This is a genomic window from Pseudomonas sp. AC172 (assembly GCF_979258595.1).
Genome location: NZ_OZ409868.1, coordinates 4,444,334 through 4,464,588 on the forward strand (window position 1 = coordinate 4,444,334; position 20,255 = coordinate 4,464,588).

Consider the following 20,255-nt stretch of genomic DNA (forward strand, 5'->3'; position numbering starts at 1 on the left):
TCCCATGCGCTTACCTTTTCGCCTGATCGGCGGTGTACTGGTCGCTACCCTGTTCACGCAAATCACCGCGTGCGGTTCGATTTTCTACCCGGACCGGCGCGGTCAGATCGACGGCAAAATCGACCCGGCGATTGCTGTGCTCGACGCCGTGGGCCTGCTGTTCTACATCATTCCCGGCCTGATCGCGTTTGCCGTCGACTTCGCCACCGGCGCGATCTATTTCGAACCGGGCCACACCGCGCAGATCGATCCGGCCAGACTCAAGCAAGCCATCGGCCCGGACGGTCAGGTCGATAACCACAAGCTGCAGGCTATTCTCGAGAGCGAGCTGGGCAAGGATTTCCCTCTGGATGATCCGCGCCTGATTCAACACAAGGGCAGTACCCAGCAACTGGCGATGTTCGGCCTGCAACCCGCCGCCTAAAAAGGAAGTTCAATGACATCCAGCCCCGAACACGCTCGCCTGCTACGGCTGGCGACCCGCGCCTCGGTGGCGGTCGCGTGCACGCTGATCGTCGCCAAAGCCATCGCCTGGTGGCTGAGCGGCTCGGTGAGCATGCTCGCCGGCCTCACCGACTCGGCGCTGGATGGCGTCACTTCGATGCTCAATTTGCTGGCGGTGCATTACGCACTGCGCCCGGCGGATGACGATCACCGTTATGGCCATGGCAAGGCGGAATCGCTGGCGGGCATGGCGCAGGCGCTGTTCATTGGCGGCAGCGCGGTGCTGATCGCGTTTCAGGCGTACGAGCGATTGCATGATCCGCAGCCGCTGGGCGCGCCGTGGCTGAGCATTGGCGTCATCGTGTTTTCGTTGCTGCTGACGGCGGCGTTGCTGGTGTTGCAGCATCGGGTGATCAAGCAGACCGGGTCCAACGCCGTGCGCGCGGACTCGCTGCACTATCGCTCGGACATGCTGCTCAACGGCAGCATTCTGATTGCGCTGATTTTGGCCGGGTTTGGTTTTGAGCAACTGGATGCGTGGTTCGGCCTGGGCATTGCTGCGTACATTTTGTGGAGCGCGATCCAGATCGCCCGGGAAAGTTTTTCGGTGTTGATGGATGAAGAACTGCCGGCGGATGTCAGTCAGCACATGCTCGAACTGGCCTGCAGTGTACCGGGGGTGTTGGGCGCGCATGACTTGCGCACGCGGATTTCCGGCAACCACTGGTTCGTGCAGTTGCACCTGGAATTGCCGGGGGAGTTGACCTTGTCAGTGGCCCACGGCATCAGCGACCAAGCCGCCGATGCCATCCACAAAGCCTACCCGCGAGCCGAAGTGCTGGTGCACGCCGACCCGATAAAAGCAGCTACAAGCCGCGAGCATCAAGCTTCAAGCTTGTAGCTCAAAACTCGCAGCTCGCAGCTGCTTCTATCTGACTTGATAACCGCGACTGCTCAGGCAATTGCCCTGAGCCTGACGGTACGCCTGAACCACTTCGGGCGCCGGTTGATAGGTCGCGGTGCGCGGGTCGAAACCGCTTTGCTGCACGGCGTACTGGTAGCACTGGTAACCGTCCTGCTGCACCTGCTCCGGCGACTGGCCATTGGCCGGATACGCTTCGACGTCATAGCCTTGGGATTGCGGCTGCGGCTGCGGCTGTTGCTGCACCGGCGGCTCGACCACCACGTAATCCTGGGTCGCTTCCTGATAGGCGTAGTAGGAACCGGCGGCAAGGAACAGCAGCGAACCACCGATCCACACTTCACGGGCGTAATCCGGCAAATACTGGATGCGGATCCCGCGCGGCGGTTGCACAACGATGTAGCGCGGGCCTTGCGGGCGATACCAATAGCCGCCGGAGAAGAAGTAATCCTGCCCGCGATACGGCACACGGTAATCGCGATCCGGGAAACGGTCGATCACATGCCCCGGACGATACTGCGGGCCCGGGCCCCAACCGTTGCCGTGTCCGTCCGGACGCCCCGGCCAGCGATTGTCGTTGGGCCGGTTACCGGTTTGCCATTGCTGGTTGTGGTAACCGTTTTGCGGACGCTCATCGCGGTAGTAACCCTGACGCGGCTCCTGGGTCTGGCGCACAGTGTCGGGCCGCGACTGGATCGGCAGGCTATTGGCCGGCAGTTGTGGTGGCGGTGGCGGCTGGCGCACCGGGTTGGGGTTGTAAGCCGGACGGTTCTGATCGTGGTTTTGCCACTGGCCGTTATTGTTGTTGTGCTGCTGACCGTTGTGCTCGAACTGGCGGCTGTTGTCGCCACGAATAATCTCGTTGTTCTGCGGACGCGGCTGATTCTGTTGCGGCTGATTCTGCGATGGATTGCTCTGCGGGCGCGGCTGATTGTTGCCGCCATGGCCCTGATTATTGCCCTGATGGTCCGGGCCGTGGCCGCCGCCATCCGGTCCACGATTCTGCGGCTCATCGGCAAGCGCTTGCGCACTGACACTCACGCACAGCAAACCAACACCGGCCAGACGCCAGATGCGCGACTTCATGCTTTTTCTCACTGCGGGGCCTGCAAATGTAAGAGGACTTGTCACTAAGACCGGGAAGACACACACCGGGTTCTGCAACAGGTTATCAGTCACGCAACTTATTTATTGAGCACGACGGCATAAATCGCAGGCAAGAAAAAAGGGAGACCCGTCGGCCTCCCTTCTAGAGAACTTCGTCCTGGCTCGACGCTTTTGACGTCGGCTCACCTCACGCCGTCTTCTGGACAGTGTGCAGCTCGGGGGCCGGCACAACCCCGGTGGGGGTGGCGGCCGCGGCAGGCCGGATAGGGCGGGCCGCGTGGACTGTGTTACCGAGCAGTGATTCTGGTGATAAGAATAGGCCTGAGACCGCGACAGAGGATTGCGAAGATTGCTGAAATAAACACCACTTGCGCAATTTTTAACCCTGGATAGATAATCCGCCGCAATAGTTACAACCAAGGACAGATTGATGAGCAAACTCGACCGTTACGACCTGAGCATTTTGGCGGAATTGCAGCGCGACGCCCGCATCTCCAACCAGGAATTGGCCGAGCGCATCGGTCTGTCGCCCTCCCCGTGTTCGCGTCGGGTCAAGCAGTTGGAAGACGACGGGTATATTTCGCGTCAGGTGGCGTTGCTTGATCGCAAGATGCTCGGACTGAGCCTGACCGCGTATGTGCTGATCGGTATGGACCGACACACGCCGGAGCGTTTCGAGAATTTCGAAGCGGCGATTCGGACGTTGCCGCAAGTGCTGGAGTGCAGTCTGGTGACGGGAGTGGATGCGGATTACCAGTTGAAGGTGGTGGTGCCGGATATGGATCACTATCAGAAGTTGTTGCTCGGGCATTTGACCCGGATTGAAGGGGTGACCAGTGTGCGGTCGAGTTTTGTGTTGAATCAGGTGTTGAACAGCACTGAACTGCCGCTGACCCACCTGCGCAACTGATCAAAAGCACCCTCACCCCAGCCCTCTCCCGGAGGGAGAGGGAGCCGACCGAGGTGTCTGGCGTCATGCATCGACCTGAAAGATTGAGTCGATTATGGATTCACAACAGAACGTTCAGGTCGGCGTATTCCTTGAACATCCCCCAATCAGTCCCCTCTCCCTCTGGGAGAGGGCTAGGGTGAGGGCAAAAGGCTTCGGATCAGACCCAGATCAATGTCACCCCACACACCTTGGCGTATACTCGCCGCGCCCTTTTAGCCGCGCCCATGCCGGAGAACCCCAATGGATCCAACCGTATTTGAAGAGTGGATGATGACCGGACTGGTCAGCATCCTGATCATTTTCATGGGTTTCATCGTCTGGGATCTGGCGAAGAAGTCCAAGGCCGGGCGCTTTGGCTCGTTCATTCTGTTTTTCGTGCTAGGCCTGGGCGTGGCGGCGTTTATCATCAAAAGTGTAGTGATCGGCCTGATCGAGTCCGGCGCTTTATAAGCGCGCCGGCACTTCCTTCCACTGGCCCTGATCGAGGCCTTCGATCGTCCAGTCCCCAATCTTCACCCGCACCAGCCGCAGCGTCGGCAGCCCGACGGCTGCGGTCATGCGCCGTACCTGACGGTTGCGCCCTTCGCGAATCACCAGCTCCAGCCACGAAGTCGGCACGGTCATGCGAAAGCGCACCGGCGGATTGCGCGGCCACAACTCAGGCTCATCCAGTTGCCGCGCCTCGGCGGGCAAGGTCATGCCGTCGTTCAGCTCTACACCTTCGCGCAAGCGCTGCAATTGCTCAGCCGTCGGCACGCCTTCGACCTGCACCCAATAGGTCTTCGCCAGTTTGTGTTTCGGATCGGCGATACGTGCCTGCAACTGCCCGTCGTTGGTCAGCAGCAACAGACCTTCGCTGTCACGATCGAGGCGTCCGGCCGGATAGATGCCGGGCACATCGATGTAATCCTTGAGCGTCGCCCGCCCTTCGCCGTCGCTGAATTGCGTGAGCACATCGAAGGGTTTATTGAACAGGATCAGCTTCGGCTCGGCCGGTGGTGCCTTGGCAACACGGCGCGGTGAAGACAACTGAGGCTTCACGCCGGGGCGGCGAGAAGGTGGACGCGGGGGACGAGACATAGGGAGAGCAAACATTTAGCGATCAGGGCTGACAATGCTAGTGCCCCGACCGCCAAATGACCACGACTAACCGTTAGCGGAACGGCGGCTCGTCGAAGCTGCGCAGTTTGCGCGAGTGCAGCGAGTTGAGTTCAGTGCGCAGCAGATCCACCGCTTCGATGCCGATTTTCAAGTGCTGACTGACCGCGCGTTCATAGAAGGCGTTGGCCGAACCCGGCAGCTTGATCTCGCTGTGCAGCGGTTTATCCGAAACGCACAGCAACGTGCCGTACGGTACGCGCAAGCGATAACCCTGCGCGGCAATCGTGCCGCTTTCCATATCCACCGCCACGGCGCGGGACAGGTTGATCAATGGCCGTTCCTGCGCCCAACGCAATTCCCAGTTACGGTCGTCGTAGGTCAGCACGGTGCCGGTGCGCAGGCGTTTTTTCAGATCATCACCCTTCTCGCCGGTGACATTCGCCGCTGCCTGCTGCAGCGCCATTTGCACTTCGGCCAGGGCCGGGATTGGAATGTTCGGCGGCACCACGCGGTCAAGAATGCCGTCGCGACGCATGTAAGCGTGGGCCAGTACATAGTCGCCGATGGTCTGCGACTGACGCAGGCCGCCGCAGTGGCCGATCATCAGCCAGCAATGCGGACGCAGCACCGCCAGGTGGTCGGTGATGTTCTTGGCGTTGGACGGGCCGACGCCGATGTTGACCAGGGTCACGCCGTGGCCATCGCTGGCGATCAGGTGATACGCCGGCATCTGGTAACGGTGCCAGACCACACCGGCAGCAATCGCCGACGCTTCGCCGTGATCCATGCCTTTCTCGATGATCACATTGCCCGGCAGGACCATGCGCACGAAACGCGGATCGCTGCGAAGTTGCTCCAGACCATGCACGATGAACTGGTCGACGTAGCGGTGATAGTTGGTCAGCAGAATCCACGGCTGCACATGACGCCAGTCGCTGCCGGTGTAATGCACCAGACGCCGCAGCGAGAAATCCACGCGCGCGGCGTCGAACAAGGCCAGCGGCAGCGGATCGGTGTTTTCCCAGTCGTAGAGACCGTCGGCAATGCCATCGGTGGCGGCGGACAGATCGGTACTCGGGAACACCCGCGCCAGCACGGCAGCGGTGACGCCGGAACCGGCGAGTTCATCGCCCTGCTCGACCACATACGGATACGGAATGTTCTGCTGGCTGACGCCGACTTCCACGGTCACGGTGAAGTCGTGCATCAACGGCACAAGTTGTTCGAGCAGGTATTTGCGAAACGCCGCCGGGTGGGTGACGGTGACGCTGTAAGTGCCCGGCAGTTGCACCTTGGCGTAAGCGCGGGTGGTCTGCGGGACTTCGCCCTGGCAATGATAGGTCAGACGCAGTTCGGGATAACGAAACAGAGCACGCTGCGCAGCGTCGGGTTCGACGCGATCCTTGAGGTAACGCTTGAGCGCCGAGTTCAGCGCAGTGGTGGCCCGCTCATGCAGCTCGGCCAGACGGTCCACGGCTTGTTCGGCGGTTTGAACGACAATAAACGCTTCGGTCACGATCAGCTTCCTGTGTTCTGACTTGCAGAGCTTCATCTTGCCTGCATCGTGGCGTCACGGGAACAGTGGCGTTGTGGGTGTACCCAATTCTTTCAGACGAAGCGAATCACTGTGGGAGCTGGCTTGCCAGCGATGGCGGCCTGTCAGCCAACATTGATGTTGAATGTGTCGGCCTCATCGCTGGCAAGCCAGCTCCCACAGGGTTTTATGGTGCTGGGGGATTGAGTCAGAAACCTTGCGGGGTTGAGCGGGCGACGAGGGCTTCGATGTCGAGGCCGCGTGGCAAGGCGCCGTAGACGCGGCCACCAGCGCTCAGCCGGCTGGCAATAAAGGCATCGCTGACAGCTGAGTTTCCGGCCTCCAGCAACAGTTTGGCCTGCAACCCCAGCGCAATATCTTCGGTCAACTGCCGGGCCCGATACTGAATGTCGCTCGTATCCTTGAATTGCGCCTGCAACTGCTGAATATGCGCAGCCAGTCGCTTGTCGCCATGCCCGTCACCCAACTCGCTGAACAACACATCCAGCACACCCGGCTCTTTCGACAACGCCCGCAGTACGTCGAGGCACTGCACGTTCCCCGAGCCCTCCCACGTCGAGTTCACCGGTGCCTCGCGGTACAGGCGCGGCAGAATACTGTCCTCGACATACCCGGCGCCGCCCATGCACTCCGCCGCTTCGTTGATCATCCCCGGCGCGCGCTTGCAGATCCAGTACTTGCCAACCGCTGTGACCAATCGTGCGAATTGCGCTTCATGGCGATCATCCAGATGATCCAGCGCCTTGCCCATGCGCAGGCTGAGCGCCAGCGCGGCTTCGCTTTCCAGCGCCAGATCGGCGAGCACGTTTTGCATCAACGGCTGTTCGCTGAGCAGTTTGCCGCCGACCTTGCGGTGTGCGCAGTGATGACTGGCCTGGGTCAGCGCCTGACGCATCAGCGCGCTGGAACCGACCATGCAATCGAAGCGGGTCATCGCCACCATTTCGATAATGGTCGGCACGCCGCGCCCTTCTTCACCGACCATCCACGCCAGCGCGCCACGGAACTCCACTTCGCTGGAGGCGTTGGACTGGTTGCCGAGTTTGTTTTTCAGACGCTGGATATAGAACTGATTGCGCGTATCGTCCGGGCGATGGCGTGGTAGCAGAAAGCAGCTCAAGCCCTTGTCGGTCTGCGCCAGCGTGAGGAACGCGTCGCACATTGGCGCGGAGCAGAACCACTTGTGCCCGACCAACTCGTAGGCCTGACCCGGACCGCTGGCGCCGACCGGATAGGCCTTCGTGGTGTTGGCGCGCACGTCGGTGCCGCCCTGTTTCTCGGTCATGGCCATGCCGATGGTCACCCCGGCCTTGTGCGCCATGCCGACGTTGCGCGGGTCATATTCGGTGGCGAGGACTTTCGCCAGCCATTGCTCAGCGAGATTCGGCTGCAAGCGCAGGGCCGGCACGCTGGCGAAGGTCATGGTCAACGGGCAACCGCTGCCCGCCTCGGCCTGGCTGTGCAGATAAGTCATCGAGGCGCGGGCGACATGGGCGCCATCCTGTGGATGGGCCCATGGCAGCGAAGTCAGGCCATGCTCGATCGCCGTGCGCATCAGCTCGTGATAAGCCGGATGAAATTCCACCAGATCAATGCGATGGCCATAGCGGTCATGGCTGGCGAACACCGGTTTGTTCTGGTTGGCAAGGAATCCGGCTTCCATCAGCGGGCCACCGGCGAGCGCGCCGTAGGCATCGATCCGCGACTCGGCCCAACCGGCGCCGAACCTGCGCGACCACTCCTGCAACGGCTGGTCGATGCGGTACAGGTTGGTGCCGTCCAGCGACGGTGGCTGGTTGATGACTTCGTGGGTTTCGGCGAACTGATGCAGGTTCATGACGGGCTCCTTTGCTCAACCAAGAGATCCAGTTAAGCACCGCCCCAAGGTTGATCAAAGTGTCATATCCGCCGATTTTGCGGCGCTTTTACCCTGTCAACAACACAGTACGCGGCGTTCCAGTGCTGACTGCAAGTCCTCGAATTTCACCGGTTTGTTCAGGTAATCGATAGCAGCGCCGGTGCTGCAGAGCTCTCGGTCGGCGGTGAGCGCCAACATGAATACCGGTAAGTTCGCGCAGCCCGGCAACGCATGAATCTGGCAGCACACTGACGCGCCGTCGTGAGCCGGCAACTGGCAATCGATCAGCACTGCATCGAAGGTCTCCCGCTGCAGGCAGTCCAATGCCGCCGCACCGTTATCAGCAGTACGCACGCGGAAGCCGAGCTTGAGCAACATGCCGCGCATCACCAGTTGATTGACGCTGTTGTCGTCCACCAGCAACACCGTGCAGTCCTGCGGTGCTCGTACGCAATCGTGCGAAGGCGCAGAGATCGGCGCCGATTCCATCACCGGCAATTCGAATTCGACATCTAGCTGGAAGCGGCTGCCACGCCCGGGCTCCGAGCGGTGCGTGAGCTTGCCACCGAGCAACTCGACCAACTGTCGGCAGATCGCCAGCCCGACACCCAAGCCGCCGTATTCGCGAGTCATCGAACCGTCGAGCTGGAAGAAACGCTGATACATCGTCGCCTCACCCAGATCGGTGAAACCGATGCCGGTGTCGATCACCGCAAACGACAGCGCCAGGCGATTGTCCGTCGACGGTTTGCCGGTGACCCGTAGCGCCAGACCACCGACGCGGGTGAACTTGATCGCGTTATCCAGCAGGCATTCCAGGCATTGCGCGAGTTTGGCGCTGTCGCCGTGCAGGCGATCCGGCAGCGTCGGCAGCACCTCGACTTTGAAGTCCAGCGACTTGCTCGCTGCGTTGCCTTCGAACTGCAAGCGCAACGCTTCAACTACTGCGCGCAGACTGAAGCTGCCCGGCGTGGCCTTAAGCTTGCCCGCCTGCAATTCGGTAAGGGTCAGGATGCCGTTGACCATGCGCATCATGTCCCGCGCGGAACCGGCGGCGGTCTGCTGATATTGCTCAAGCTCCGGATTCAGATCGACGGTCTGCATCAGCTCCAGCGAACCGATCACACCGTTCATCGGTGTGCGCAGTTCGTGGGTCAGGGTCGCGAGGAATTCGTCCTTGAGCTTGTTGCTGTGGGCCAGTTGCTGGTTGAGCACTTCGAGTTTCTGCCCGGCGTCGTACAGCGTCTGCGCTTGTTGCTCACGCATCGCATTGATGCGGTCGGCCAACGCCAGCGACAACAGCGCGACTTCAATGGCCGAGCCGATCTGGCTGGCGTACATGGTCAGGAACACGTTCGGCAGCAGGCCCAGCACCATCAGCGTGTTGACGACGCCGCCGAGCAGAAACGCCGACCAGGCGATGATGAAATAACGCGCAACGCGCAAGCCGCGCCACCAGGCCAGAATCCCGGCGGCAAAAATCACCACGGTGAAGGTCAGCGCCAGCGTCGTTGCCAGGCGCAGTGCCAGGGCGTAACTGGTCATCAGCGACAAACCCATGACCAATGCGCCGAACGCAATCAGGCCGATCAGCAAACGATCGAGCCAGCGGCTATGGGTTTTGGTTTGCAGGAAACTGCGGGCGAACTGACTACCGAACAAGCCCGCGCAACCGATGAAGAACGGCGTCGCCGCATTGGCCCACCATGGATTGTCCGGCCAGAAATACTCGACAGCAGCGCCATTCACGGAAAGTTGATACAGGCCGAACGAGGCTATATAGAAGATGTAATAGAGGTAACTGGTATCGCGCACGCTAAGGAAGATGAACAGGTTGTAAACCACCATCCCCAATAGCACACCATAAATGATGCCGAGTACGTACAGGCGCACCGGCTGATCTTCGAGGTACGCAGTACTGGACCATAACGTGACCGGTGCCTGAATCGAGCCTTCGCTGGCCAGTCGCAGATACACGGTTTGCGTTTGATCCGGCTTGAATGAAAGATCGAACAGATAGTTGTTCTGGCGGATCTCGCGACTGGCGAACGGCCAGGCGTCTCCGGTTTGCCGGACGAGGCGGTAGTCGCCATTGGCGTCGGCCGTATAGAGGTCGAGATGGTCGAGCGGTGGATAAGCCAGTTCCAGCAGCCAGGTGCGCTGGGCGGCGGGATTGCTCGGACGGTAATGCAGGTCAATCTTCAGCCAGAACGCCGAGCGCGAGTAACCGGCATTGAGCGTGGCTTTATCATGAGGTTTGAAATTGCCGGCGGCAGCTTGCGCGCGAACATCGGCAATGCTCGCTAGACCGCTCGGGTCTTCGAACATTTGCAGCGACCGGCCCAGAGGGAGGCTCTGGGTAAATTCGTCGAACTCGACGGCGCTCGCCATAAGGGGCAAGCAGAACAACAACATCAGCAAATAGCGCATTGAAGCCCCAGCGTGGCTCGTCCGGTTGTGTCAGGAAGCCCCCCATTCCCTTTGAGTAGACGTAAAACCGGTATTACCTGTTATTGGTTTGGATCCAGACTAGCATAGCCGTTGATGGCCATTAAGCACCATTGAAATTTTTCCTACAAAGGCTCTAGAACGGGCGTTCCAGAGCAAAGCAGCGAGCTAGAGCTGTTGAGTTGGTCAGCTTGTGACAGAGCGGTCGGATTCTCCTGCCAGGGTATCGGCCCAAGACAACGGCACTGAACCCGAAAATCAGGTTTGGTGGTAAGCTCGCGCACCATGAATATCTACAGCTCCCGCCCCGTTGTCCTCTGTCTCTCCGGCCACGATCCAAGTGGTGGCGCCGGCTTGCAGGCAGATATCGAAGCCTTGCTCGCGCAGGGTTGCCATGCGGCTCCGGCCGTCACCGCCCTGACCGTGCAAGACACCGTCAACGTCACTGACTTCCGCGTCCTCGACCGTGAGTGGGTACTGGCTCAGGCCAATGCCGTGCTCAACGACTCCGAAGTTGCGGCAGTCAAACTGGGCATGCTTGGTTCGCTGGAAATGGTCGACACCATTGTCGAACTGCTTTCGGCGCACCCGCACTTGCCGGTGGTCTGCGACCCGGTGCTGCGCGCCGGTGGCGGCGGTCGCCTGGGCAAGGACGAGGTCGGCTATGCGATGCGCGAGCGTCTGCTGCCGCTGTCGATCATTGCCACCCCTAACCTTCCTGAAGCGCGCATCCTCGCCGAACTGCCCGAAGGCACTGCGGACGAGTGCGCTGAAAAACTCCTGCCGTTCGTCAAAAACCTGCTGATCACCGGCGGCCACGGCGACGAAACTGAAATCCACAACCGCGTGTACAGCCGCAACGGTCTGCGTGAAACCTTTATCTGCCAGCGCCTGCCGGGCAGCTATCACGGTTCCGGTTGCACACTGGCCAGTGCTTTGGCCGGTCGCCTGGCGCAGGGCGAACACCTAGCCAGCGCCGTGCGCAGTGCATTGGATTACACCTGGCGCACCCTGCGCGATGCCGAACAACTGGGCAAAGGCCAGTTCGTCCCGCGTCGCCTGCCGCTGGATTTCTGCTCGTAACGTCGTGAGGTCTGCCCGATGAAACTACGTGGCCTGTATGCCATTACCGACAGCCAATTGCTGGCGGGCAAGTTTCTGTCTTACGTGGAGGCGGCGCTGGAAGGCGGCGTCACCCTGCTGCAATACCGCGACAAAAGCAGCGACGAGGCCCGCCGTCTGCGCGAGGCCGAAGCGCTGCGCGATCTGTGTGAGCGCTACAAGACGCAGCTGATCATCAACGATGATGCCGAACTGGCCGCGCGCCTCAACGTCGGCGTGCATCTCGGTCAGACCGACGGCCCGCTGTCGCCGACTCGCGCCCTGCTCGGCTCCAAAGCAATCATCGGTTCGACTTGCCACGCGCAAATCGCGCTGGCCGAACAAGCGGCCAAAGAAGGTGCGAGCTACGTTGCCTTCGGTCGCTTCTTCAATTCCAACACCAAGCCCGGCGCACCGACCTGCAGCCTCGATCTGCTCGACGAAGCCAAACGCACACTGCACTTGCCCATCTGCGCGATTGGTGGCATCACCCTCGACAACGCTGCACCGCTGGTGGCCCATGGGGTCGACCTGCTCGCCGTAGTCCACGGTCTGTTTGGTGCCGAGAGCACCGCCGAAGTGACCCGCCGCGCCCGCGCGTTCAATGAATTACTGAAAGTCTGATTTGAGAGCCCGATCATGTCTCGTTCCGAAACCCTGTTTGCCAATGCCCAGAAACACATCCCCGGTGGCGTGAACTCGCCCGTTCGTGCGTTCAAGAGCGTTGGCGGCACGCCGCTGTTCTTCAAGCACGCTGAAGGTGCTTACGTTACCGACGAAGACGACAAGCGTTATGTCGATTACGTTGGTTCGTGGGGTCCGATGATCCTCGGCCACAGCCACCCGGACGTGCTGGACGCAGTGCGCAATCAGCTGCAACACGGCTTGTCGTACGGCGCGCCGACCGCGATGGAAACCGAGATGGCCGATCTGGTCTGCTCGCTGGTGCCGTCGATGGACATGGTGCGCATGGTCAGCTCCGGCACCGAAGCGACCATGAGCGCAATCCGTCTGGCCCGTGGTTACACCGGCCGCGACAGCATCATCAAGTTCGAAGGCTGCTACCACGGTCACTCCGACAGCCTGCTGGTCAAGGCCGGTTCCGGCGCACTGACCCAAGGCGTACCGAGCTCGGCTGGCGTACCGGCAGCATTCGCCAAACACACCCTGACCCTGCCGTTCAACGACATCGACGCTGTGGAAAAGATGCTCGCTGAAGTTGGCGAGGACGTGGCGTGCATCATCGTTGAACCGGTCGCCGGCAACATGAACTGCGTACCACCGGCGCCGGGCTTCCTCGAAGGCCTGCGTTCGCTGTGCGACAAGCATGGCGTGGTGCTGATTTTCGACGAAGTGATGACCGGTTTCCGCGTCGCCCTCGGCGGTGCTCAGGCGTACTACGGCGTAAACCCTGACCTGACTACTTTCGGCAAGATCATCGGCGGCGGCATGCCGGTCGGCTGCTTCGGCGGCAAGCGTGAAATCATGGAACGCATCGCGCCGCTGGGCCCGGTGTATCAGGCCGGCACGCTGTCGGGTAACCCGCTGGCCATGGCCGCCGGTTTGACCACGCTGCGTTTGATCAGCCGTCCGGGTTTCCACGCCGAGCTGACCGACTACACCACGCGCCTGCTCGACGGTCTGCAACAGCGCGCCGATGCCGCTGGCATTCCGTTCGTGACTACCCAGGCTGGCGGCATGTTCGGCCTGTACTTCAGCGGCGCTGACGACATCGTCACCTTTGAAGACGTGATGGCCAGCGACGCTGCATTGTTCGGTCGCTTCTTCCACCTGATGCTGGAAGGTGGCGTGTACCTGGCACCGAGCGCCTTCGAAGCCGGTTTCACCTCGATCGCCCACGGCGAAGCCGAGTTGAAACTGACGCTTGACGCTGCCGAACGCGCCTTCGCTGCACTGAAGTAATCGCCGCACCGCTGACGTTGGCTATCGCCAGCGTCAGCATTCACCTACACCCACGCTGTTTTTCCGATGCTCCTGCTAAAAATCTCCCCTAAAGTGGGCGATATATTCCCCGCGCAGCAGAAAAACGAGTAAAGACTTTGTAAGGTTGGCCCTGCTTATTTCATAATGCGCGCTTATTGGATCCCTCGATGGGTCCGCGTGCCCTTCAGAGGTAAGTCGATTCCCATGAACCGCACCGGCCGCACCCTTGCCTTGGGCTGCCTGTTGCTCCTTCAGCCCCTGCTCGCGCATGCACAAGCAGGCGGCAACTCGTTGTTGATCCCGGCGATGGGTCGTTGCACCCTCAATACTCAGCCGCAAGACGTCACGCAGGCACTGGTCGCCTGCCAGAAAGCGGCGGACGAAGGGGATGCGCAAGCGCAATACGAGTTGGGTGAGTTCTACTACGATGGCAAAAATGCGCCGCGCGACCTCAATCAAGCCCTGAGCTATTTCGAGAAAGCCTCGCTGCAAGGCCACGCTCAGGCTCAGTTCAAGCTCGGCACCATGTTCTTCCACGGTGAAGGCGTGCAGGCCAACAACATTCAGGCGTATATCGTGCTGAAGATGGCCGCGGTCAACGGCGCTGAAGACGCGCTGGACACGGCCGATGAAGTCTCCGAAAAAATGTCCCGCGAAGATCTCGAGACCGCGACCCAGGTGCTCGGGCAAATTTTCCGTAAATACCTGATGGAACTGCAAAGCGCCGATGGGCGTACGCCGTTCTCGCCCCTGCCTTAAATTCTGCGCAGATTTTTCTGGCCTCTTCGCGAGCAGGCTCGCTCCCACAGTAGATCTCCAGTGTTCAGAAGATCGCTGTGGGAGCGAGCCTGCTCGCGAAGAGGCGACTCGGTTTTAAGGCTTACTTCTCAGGCATCGGCATCGGGAACGGCATCACATTGCCGACCGCGCCGCGGGCTTCGCTGATTTTCGGGGTGCCCAGACGTTCCACTTCGTCGATACGCACGATCGAATGCATCGGCACAAAGCTGCGTACCACGCCTTCGAACTGCGCCTTGAGCTTTTCTTCGCTCGGGTCGACGACCACTTGCGTGCGCTCGCCAAAGACGAACTCTTCCACTTCCAGAAAGCCCCACAGATCGCTTTGATAGATCTGCTTGGCGTACATTTCGAACACCTGGCCCTGGTTGAGGAAAATCACCTTATAGATTGGAGCTTCGCGTTTGGTCATGGCGGGGGGATAACATCGGGGATAAAAATGAGGGCGCAAACTATAGCATAGCCACCGGACGCGCAGCGGTAGGAACCTGAAGGCTTGTTCCCTATAATGCCGGGTTCTTTGAATCACGTGATGACCCTATTCCATGGCCAAGAAGCTTTACATCGAAACCCACGGTTGCCAGATGAACGAGTACGACAGCTCGCGCATGGTCGATCTGCTGGGTGAACATCAGGCCCTGGAAGTCACCGCTCGCGCGGAAGACGCCGACGTGATTCTGCTCAACACTTGCTCGATCCGCGAGCGCGCCCAGGATCGCGTGTATTCGCAGCTGGGCCGCTGGCGCGAACTGAAACTGGCCAACCCGGACATGGTCATCGCCGTCGGCGGTTGCGTGGCCAGCCAGGAAGGCGCGGCGATCCGTGATCGCGCGCCGTACGTCGACGTCGTGTTCGGCCCGCAGACCCTGCACCGCCTGCCGGAGATGATCGACGCCGCGCGCGTCACCAAGCTGCCGCAGGTCGACGTGTCGTTTCCGGAAATCGAAAAATTCGACCACTTGCCCGAGCCGCGCATCGATGGCCCGAGTGCTTATGTGTCGGTGATGGAAGGCTGCAGCAAGTACTGCACGTTCTGCGTGGTGCCTTACACCCGTGGCGAAGAAGTCAGCCGACCATTCGACGACGTGATCGCCGAAATCATCCACCTCGCCGAAAACGGCGTGCGTGAAGTGACCTTGCTGGGGCAGAACGTCAACGGCTATCGCGGCACCACTCATGACGGTCGTCTCGCCGATCTGGCCGAGCTGATCCGCGTTGTCGCCGCCATCGACGGCATCGACCGCATCCGCTACACCACTTCGCACCCGCTGGAATTCTCCGACAGCCTGATCCAGGCCCACGCCGACGTGCCGGAACTGGTGAAGCATCTGCACTTGCCGGTGCAATCGGGCTCCGACCGGATTCTCGCGGCGATGAAGCGCAACCACACCGCACTTGAGTACAAATCCAAGCTGCGCAAACTGCGCGCCGCTGTGCCGGGCATCTGCATCAGCTCGGACTTCATCGTCGGCTTCCCTGGCGAGACCGAGAAAGATTTCGAACAGACCATGAAGCTGATTTCCGACGTCGGTTTCGACTTTTCCTACTCGTTCGTTTACAGCCAGCGCCCGGGCACCCCGGCCGCCGATCTGGCGGACGACACCCCGGAAGATTTGAAGAAGGAGCGCCTGAACGCGCTGCAACATCGCCTGAATCAGCAAGGTTTCGAGATCAGCCGACAAATGGTTGGTTCGACACAGCGGATTCTGGTGACCGATTACTCGAAGAAAGATCCGGGCGAGCTGCAAGGACGTACCGAGAATAATCGTATCGTCAACTTCCGCTGCGACAATCCAACCCTGATCGGTCAGTTTGCTGATGTACACATCGACGCTGCACAACCGCACTCGCTGCGCGGCTCGCTGATCCAGTAACAGATATCAGAAGCACAGAGAAACCTGTGGGAGCTGGCTTGCCAGCGATGAGGCCATCAGCCCCGACAAATATGTCGCCTGCTGCACCGCTATCGCTGGCAAGCCAGCTCCCACAGGGATGTTGATTGAAGCTGAGATATTTAAGAGCTTTCGCACCCAGGCCTCTGGCGTTATCCTTGATTTCATCTTAATTGCCCCAGGGCGGCTAAATACGACCTTGAACGCACCCATAGAACCACATCGTTTTATCCTCGAGCCCTTTGAGGCTCGCCGCTTCGCCAATCTGTGCGGGCAATTCGACGAGCATTTGCGCTTGATCGAACAGCGCCTGACGATCGAGATCCGCAACCGCGGAAACCAGTTCGAGCTGATCGGCGACCCCAAACACACCACGTCTGCGGAAAATCTGATTCGTCGCCTGTACCGGGAAACCAAAGGTTCAGAGCTGTCGCCGGATACGGTTCACCTGTTCCTGCAGGAATCGGCTGTGGTCGAGCTGGACAATCACGCCCCCGCCGAAGCGTCCGTTGCCCTGCGCACCAAGAAAGGCATGATTCGCCCGCGCGGCTTGAATCAACTGCGCTACGTGAAGGAAATCCTCGGCAACGACATTAACTTCGGCATTGGCCCGGCCGGTACCGGCAAGACCTATCTGGCTGTGGCGTGTGCTGTCGATGCACTGGAACGCGAGCAGATCCGCCGCATCCTGCTGGTGCGTCCGGCGGTTGAAGCGGGTGAAAAACTCGGCTTCCTGCCCGGCGACCTGTCGCAGAAGATCGACCCGTATTTGCGCCCGCTCTACGACGCGCTCTACGAGATGCTCGGCTTCGAATACGTCGCCAAGCTGATCGAACGCCAGGTGATCGAAGTTGCGCCGCTGGCCTACATGCGCGGTCGTACGCTCAATAACAGCTTCATCATTCTCGACGAGAGTCAGAACACCACCGTTGAACAGATGAAGATGTTCCTCACCCGGATCGGCTTCGGTTCCACCGCCGTCATCACCGGTGACATCACCCAGGTCGACCTGCCGAAAGGCACCAAATCGGGCCTGCACCATGTGATCGAAGTGCTCAAAGACGTACCCGGTATCAGCTTCACCCACTTCCAGCCGAAAGACGTCGTGCGCCATCCTTTGGTCCAGCGGATCGTCGAAGCCTACGAGCGCTTCGAAAACCGTGACGAAGCACCCAAGGACACCTCGCGAAATGCTTGAGCTAGACCTGCAAATCGCGACTGAAGCGAACGCGCCGAGTGAAGCCGACTTCCGCCTGTGGTGCGAACTGGCCCTGCGCCAGCGCACCGCTGACTCGGAAATGACCATTCGTCTGGTCGACGAGGAAGAAGGCCGCGAGCTCAACCACACCTGGCGCCAGAAGGATTACGCGACCAACGTCCTGTCGTTCCCGGCTGAAGTGCCCGACGAGTTTCTCGACATCCCGTTGCTCGGCGATCTGGTGATCTGCGTGGCCGTGGTCGAGCGCGAGGCCGCCGAACAAGGCAAGGAACTAAAGGCCCACTGGGCACATCTGGTCATTCACGGCTGCTTGCATCTGCTCGGTTACGACCATATAGATGACGAAGAAGCCGAAGAAATGGAAGCACTGGAACGCGAGTTGCTTGCTGAACTGGGCTATCCCGATCCGTACGCGGACGACGAACCCGAAACATCCCCTATCGTTACAACAAAGGATTCAGAGTAATCGCTATGAGCGAAGATCGATCGAGCAACGGGCAGAAGTCATGGCTGGGTAAACTGACCCAGGCTTTTGCCCACGAGCCGAAAAACCGTCAGGAGCTTCTCGAGCTGCTGCGTGATGCACATCAGAACAAACTGCTGGACAGCGAAGCGCTGGCCATCGTCGAAGGCGCCATTCAGGTGGCTGACCTGCAAGTACGCGACATCATGGTGCCGCGTTCGCAGATGATCAGCATCAAGGCGACCCAGACACCCCGTGAATTCCTCCCGGCCGTGGTCGATTCGGCCCACTCGCGTTATCCGGTCATCGGCGAAAGCCATGACGACGTGATGGGCGTGCTGCTGGCCAAGGATCTGCTGCCGCTGATCCTCAAGGAAAACGGCGACAGCTTCAACATCAAGGATCTGCTGCGCCCGGCCACTTTCGTGCCGGAGTCCAAGCGTCTGAACGTGTTGCTGCGTGAATTCCGCGCCAACCACAACCACATGGCCATCGTCATCGACGAATACGGCGGTGTGGCCGGTCTGGTAACGATCGAAGACGTGCTGGAACAGATCGTTGGCGATATCGAAGACGAGCATGACGTCGAAGAAGACAGCTACATCAAGCCGCTGCCCAGCGGTGACTTCCTGATCAAGGCCCTGACGCCGATCGAGAACTTCAACGAGTTCTTCGACAGCGAATTCTCTGATGACGAGTTCGACACCGTCGGCGGCCTGGTGATGAGCGCGTTCGGGCACTTGCCAAAACGTAACGAAATCACTGAAATCGGCGCCTATCGCTTCCGCATCCTGAACGCCGACAGCCGTCGGATTCATTTGCTGCGACTGACGCCAATTGCTCGTTGATTCTAAGGACTGAAATGCGCTGGACAACCCGCCCCGGCTGGCCCGGTAACCTGCTGGCCGTGGCGGCCGGTGCAATCACCACTTTTGCTCTGGCACCTTTCAACATCTGGCCGCTGGCTTTGCTGGCAGTCGGCTTGTTTTATGCCGGTTTGCGCGAGCTGAGCCCGCGTCAGGCACTGGGCCGTGGCTGGTGCTTCGGTTTCGGCCTGTTCGGCGCCGGCACCAGCTGGATCTATTACAGCATTCACCATTTCGGCGGCGCTTCGGTGCTGCTGGCCGGTTTCCTGATGCTGTTGTTTACGGCGGCGATTGCCTGGTTCTTTGCCCTGCCCGCCTGGTTGTGGGCTCGCTGGTTGCGCCGTAACGAAGCACCGGTGGCCGATGCTCTGGCATTTGCTGCGCTGTGGGTCGGTCAGGAAGCATTTCGCGGCTGGTTCCTCACCGGTTTCCCGTGGTTGTACTCCGGTTACAGCCAGCTCGACGGGCCATTGGCCGGGCTCGCGCCGGTCGGCGGCATGTGGCTGGTGTCGTTTGTTCTGGCACTCACGGCAGCGTTGATCTACAACGCGACGCGTCTGCTGCAATCCGGCCGCAAAGGTTTTATTGCCGCGGGTCTGGTGCTGCTGGTTGGGCCGTGGGTGGCGGGCATTGCGCTCAAGGGCCACGCCTGGACCAGCCCGTCCGGCGCGCCGCTGAGTGTTGCCGCGATTCAGGGCAACGTCGCCCAGAGCATGAAATGGGACCCGGCCGAACTCAACGCGCAACTGGCGCTGTATCGCGATTTGAGTTTCCGCTCGAAACCGGTGGACCTGCTGATCTGGCCGGAAACCGCCGTGCCGGTGCTCAAGGAATCTGCCGAAGGCTACCTGAGCATGATGGGCACCTTCGCTGCCGAGCGTAAATCGGCGCTGATCACTGGTGTGCCGATCCGCCAGACGGTGCACGGCGAAAGACGCTTCTTCAACGGCATCACCGTGGTGGGCGAAGGCGATGGCACTTATCTGAAACAGAAACTGGTGCCATTTGGTGAATACGTGCCGCTGCAGGATATATTGCGCGGACTGATCGCTTTCTTCGACCTGCCGATGTCGGACTTCGCCCGTGGCCCGGCGGATCAGGCACTGTTGCAGGCCAAGGGTTATCAGATCGCGCCGTTCATCTGCTACGAAGTGGTGTATCCGGAGTTTGCCGCCAGCCTGTCGGCGCGCAGTGATCTGCTGCTGACGATCAGCAACGACACCTGGTTCGGCACCTCGATCGGCCCGCTGCAACATTTGCAGATGGCGCAGATGCGTGCACTGGAAGCCGGGCGCTGGATGATCCGCGCAACCAACAACGGCGTGACCGGGTTGATCAACCCGTTCGGGCAGATCACCGAGCAGATCCCGCAGTTCGAACAAGGGATTTTGTACGGTGAAGTGGTGCCGATGCACAACCTGACCCCGTATCTGCAATGGCGCTCGTGGCCGTTGATCATTGTCTGCTTGCTGCTGTTTGGCTGGGCACTGATGGCTAGCCGGATGTCGAAAACCCTTTAAAGCAAAAGATCGCAGCCTGCGGCAGTTCCTACAGGGAAAACGCAAATCCCAATGTAGGAGCTGCC

At 60.2% G+C, this 20,255-nt stretch carries 19 protein-coding genes; 13 read left to right on the forward strand and 6 right to left on the reverse strand.

What is annotated here, in order from left to right; translation table 11 throughout:
• Nucleotides 1-4: 4 nt before the first annotated feature.
• Complete coding sequence (locus ACZ0A4_RS20040; protein WP_463576117.1) at nt 5-424, forward strand: polyribonucleotide nucleotidyltransferase; 420 nt, start codon at nt 5-7, stop codon at nt 422-424.
• A 12-nt stretch (nt 425-436) separates the two neighbouring features.
• Complete coding sequence (locus ACZ0A4_RS20045; protein ID WP_463576119.1) at nt 437-1,345, forward strand: cation diffusion facilitator family transporter; 909 nt, start codon at nt 437-439, stop codon at nt 1,343-1,345.
• A gap of 27 nt (nt 1,346-1,372) precedes the next feature.
• On the opposite strand, the gene ACZ0A4_RS20050 is transcribed toward ACZ0A4_RS20045, so the two are convergent.
• On the reverse strand, nt 1,373-2,452 hold the full coding sequence (locus tag ACZ0A4_RS20050) for a DUF6515 family protein (protein WP_463576120.1): 1,080 nt from the start codon (nt 2,450-2,452) through the stop codon (nt 1,373-1,375).
• A 451-nt stretch (nt 2,453-2,903) separates the two neighbouring features.
• On the opposite strand from ACZ0A4_RS20050, the gene ACZ0A4_RS20055 reads away from it, so the two are divergent.
• Both ACZ0A4_RS20055 and ACZ0A4_RS20060 read left to right on the forward strand, forming a co-directional pair.
• Nucleotides 2,904-3,383, forward strand: a complete 480-nt coding sequence (locus tag ACZ0A4_RS20055; RefSeq protein ID WP_008081091.1) for an Lrp/AsnC family transcriptional regulator — start codon at nt 2,904-2,906, stop codon at nt 3,381-3,383.
• A gap of 282 nt (nt 3,384-3,665) precedes the next feature.
• Entirely contained in the window at nt 3,666-3,875 is a 210-nt protein-coding gene (locus tag ACZ0A4_RS20060) for a DUF2788 domain-containing protein (protein ID WP_463576122.1), read from the forward strand.
• On the opposite strand, the gene ACZ0A4_RS20065 is transcribed toward ACZ0A4_RS20060, so the two are convergent.
• The 4 genes from ACZ0A4_RS20065 to ACZ0A4_RS20080 all read right to left on the reverse strand — a co-directional run bounded on the left by ACZ0A4_RS20065 (nt 3,870) and on the right by ACZ0A4_RS20080 (nt 10,369).
• Nucleotides 3,870-4,505: a pseudouridine synthase gene (locus ACZ0A4_RS20065; protein WP_463576123.1), complete on the reverse strand. Its 636-nt coding sequence runs from the start codon at nt 4,503-4,505 to the stop codon at nt 3,870-3,872. The two genes, ACZ0A4_RS20060 and ACZ0A4_RS20065, sit on opposite strands and share 6 nt — an antisense overlap.
• A gap of 73 nt (nt 4,506-4,578) precedes the next feature.
• Nucleotides 4,579-6,078, reverse strand: a complete 1,500-nt coding sequence (gene amn, locus ACZ0A4_RS20070; RefSeq protein WP_161986511.1) for an AMP nucleosidase — start codon at nt 6,076-6,078, stop codon at nt 4,579-4,581.
• 190 nt (nt 6,079-6,268) lie between these two features.
• Nucleotides 6,269-7,918 (reverse strand): acyl-CoA dehydrogenase family protein, encoded by a 1,650-nt coding sequence (locus ACZ0A4_RS20075; protein WP_463576124.1) that lies wholly within the window; start codon nt 7,916-7,918, stop codon nt 6,269-6,271.
• Nucleotides 7,919-8,014: 96 nt separating this feature from the next.
• Nucleotides 8,015-10,369, reverse strand: a complete 2,355-nt coding sequence (locus ACZ0A4_RS20080) for a hybrid sensor histidine kinase/response regulator (protein WP_463576125.1) — start codon at nt 10,367-10,369, stop codon at nt 8,015-8,017.
• 303 nt (nt 10,370-10,672) lie between these two features.
• On the opposite strand from ACZ0A4_RS20080, the gene ACZ0A4_RS20085 reads away from it, so the two are divergent.
• The 4 genes from ACZ0A4_RS20085 to ACZ0A4_RS20100 all read left to right on the forward strand — a co-directional run bounded on the left by ACZ0A4_RS20085 (nt 10,673) and on the right by ACZ0A4_RS20100 (nt 14,191).
• The gene (locus ACZ0A4_RS20085) at nt 10,673-11,470 is read left to right on the forward strand and encodes a hydroxymethylpyrimidine/phosphomethylpyrimidine kinase (RefSeq protein ID WP_463576126.1); all 798 of its coding nucleotides are present in this window, start codon (nt 10,673-10,675) and stop codon (nt 11,468-11,470) included.
• A gap of 18 nt (nt 11,471-11,488) precedes the next feature.
• A complete protein-coding gene (gene thiE / locus ACZ0A4_RS20090; RefSeq protein WP_150706837.1) occupies nt 11,489-12,112 on the forward strand; it encodes a thiamine phosphate synthase in 624 nt (207 codons plus the stop codon).
• Nucleotides 12,113-12,127: 15 nt separating this feature from the next.
• A complete protein-coding gene (hemL, locus tag ACZ0A4_RS20095) occupies nt 12,128-13,411 on the forward strand; it encodes a glutamate-1-semialdehyde 2,1-aminomutase (RefSeq protein WP_038361864.1) in 1,284 nt (427 codons plus the stop codon).
• A gap of 225 nt (nt 13,412-13,636) precedes the next feature.
• Nucleotides 13,637-14,191, forward strand: a complete 555-nt coding sequence (locus ACZ0A4_RS20100; protein ID WP_463576127.1) for a tetratricopeptide repeat protein — start codon at nt 13,637-13,639, stop codon at nt 14,189-14,191.
• Between the two features lie 121 nt (nt 14,192-14,312).
• On the opposite strand, the gene ACZ0A4_RS20105 is transcribed toward ACZ0A4_RS20100, so the two are convergent.
• Nucleotides 14,313-14,642, reverse strand: a complete 330-nt coding sequence (locus tag ACZ0A4_RS20105) for a DUF1820 family protein (protein WP_003185742.1) — start codon at nt 14,640-14,642, stop codon at nt 14,313-14,315.
• Nucleotides 14,643-14,775: 133 nt separating this feature from the next.
• Between ACZ0A4_RS20105 and miaB the strand changes: the two genes are divergently transcribed.
• The 5 genes from miaB (at nt 14,776) to lnt (ending at nt 20,190) form a co-directional block, all read left to right on the forward strand.
• Nucleotides 14,776-16,104 carry a tRNA (N6-isopentenyl adenosine(37)-C2)-methylthiotransferase MiaB gene (miaB, locus tag ACZ0A4_RS20110; RefSeq protein WP_463576128.1) on the forward strand — a complete coding sequence of 443 codons (1,329 nt, stop codon included), beginning with the start codon at nt 14,776-14,778 and terminating at the stop codon, nt 16,102-16,104.
• Nucleotides 16,105-16,321: 217 nt separating this feature from the next.
• Nucleotides 16,322-17,320, forward strand: coding sequence for a PhoH family protein (locus ACZ0A4_RS20115; RefSeq protein ID WP_038361873.1), 999 nt, complete (start codon nt 16,322-16,324; stop codon nt 17,318-17,320).
• Entirely contained in the window at nt 17,313-17,807 is a 495-nt protein-coding gene (gene ybeY / locus ACZ0A4_RS20120) for an rRNA maturation RNase YbeY (RefSeq protein WP_463576129.1), read from the forward strand. The genes ACZ0A4_RS20115 and ybeY overlap by 8 nt, the downstream gene beginning before the upstream one ends.
• 5 nt (nt 17,808-17,812) lie before the next feature.
• Entirely contained in the window at nt 17,813-18,652 is an 840-nt protein-coding gene (locus tag ACZ0A4_RS20125) for an HlyC/CorC family transporter (RefSeq protein WP_007909641.1), read from the forward strand.
• 14 nt (nt 18,653-18,666) lie between these two features.
• Complete coding sequence (gene lnt, locus ACZ0A4_RS20130) at nt 18,667-20,190, forward strand: apolipoprotein N-acyltransferase (protein ID WP_463576130.1); 1,524 nt, start codon at nt 18,667-18,669, stop codon at nt 20,188-20,190.
• Nucleotides 20,191-20,255: the final 65 nt, after the last annotated feature.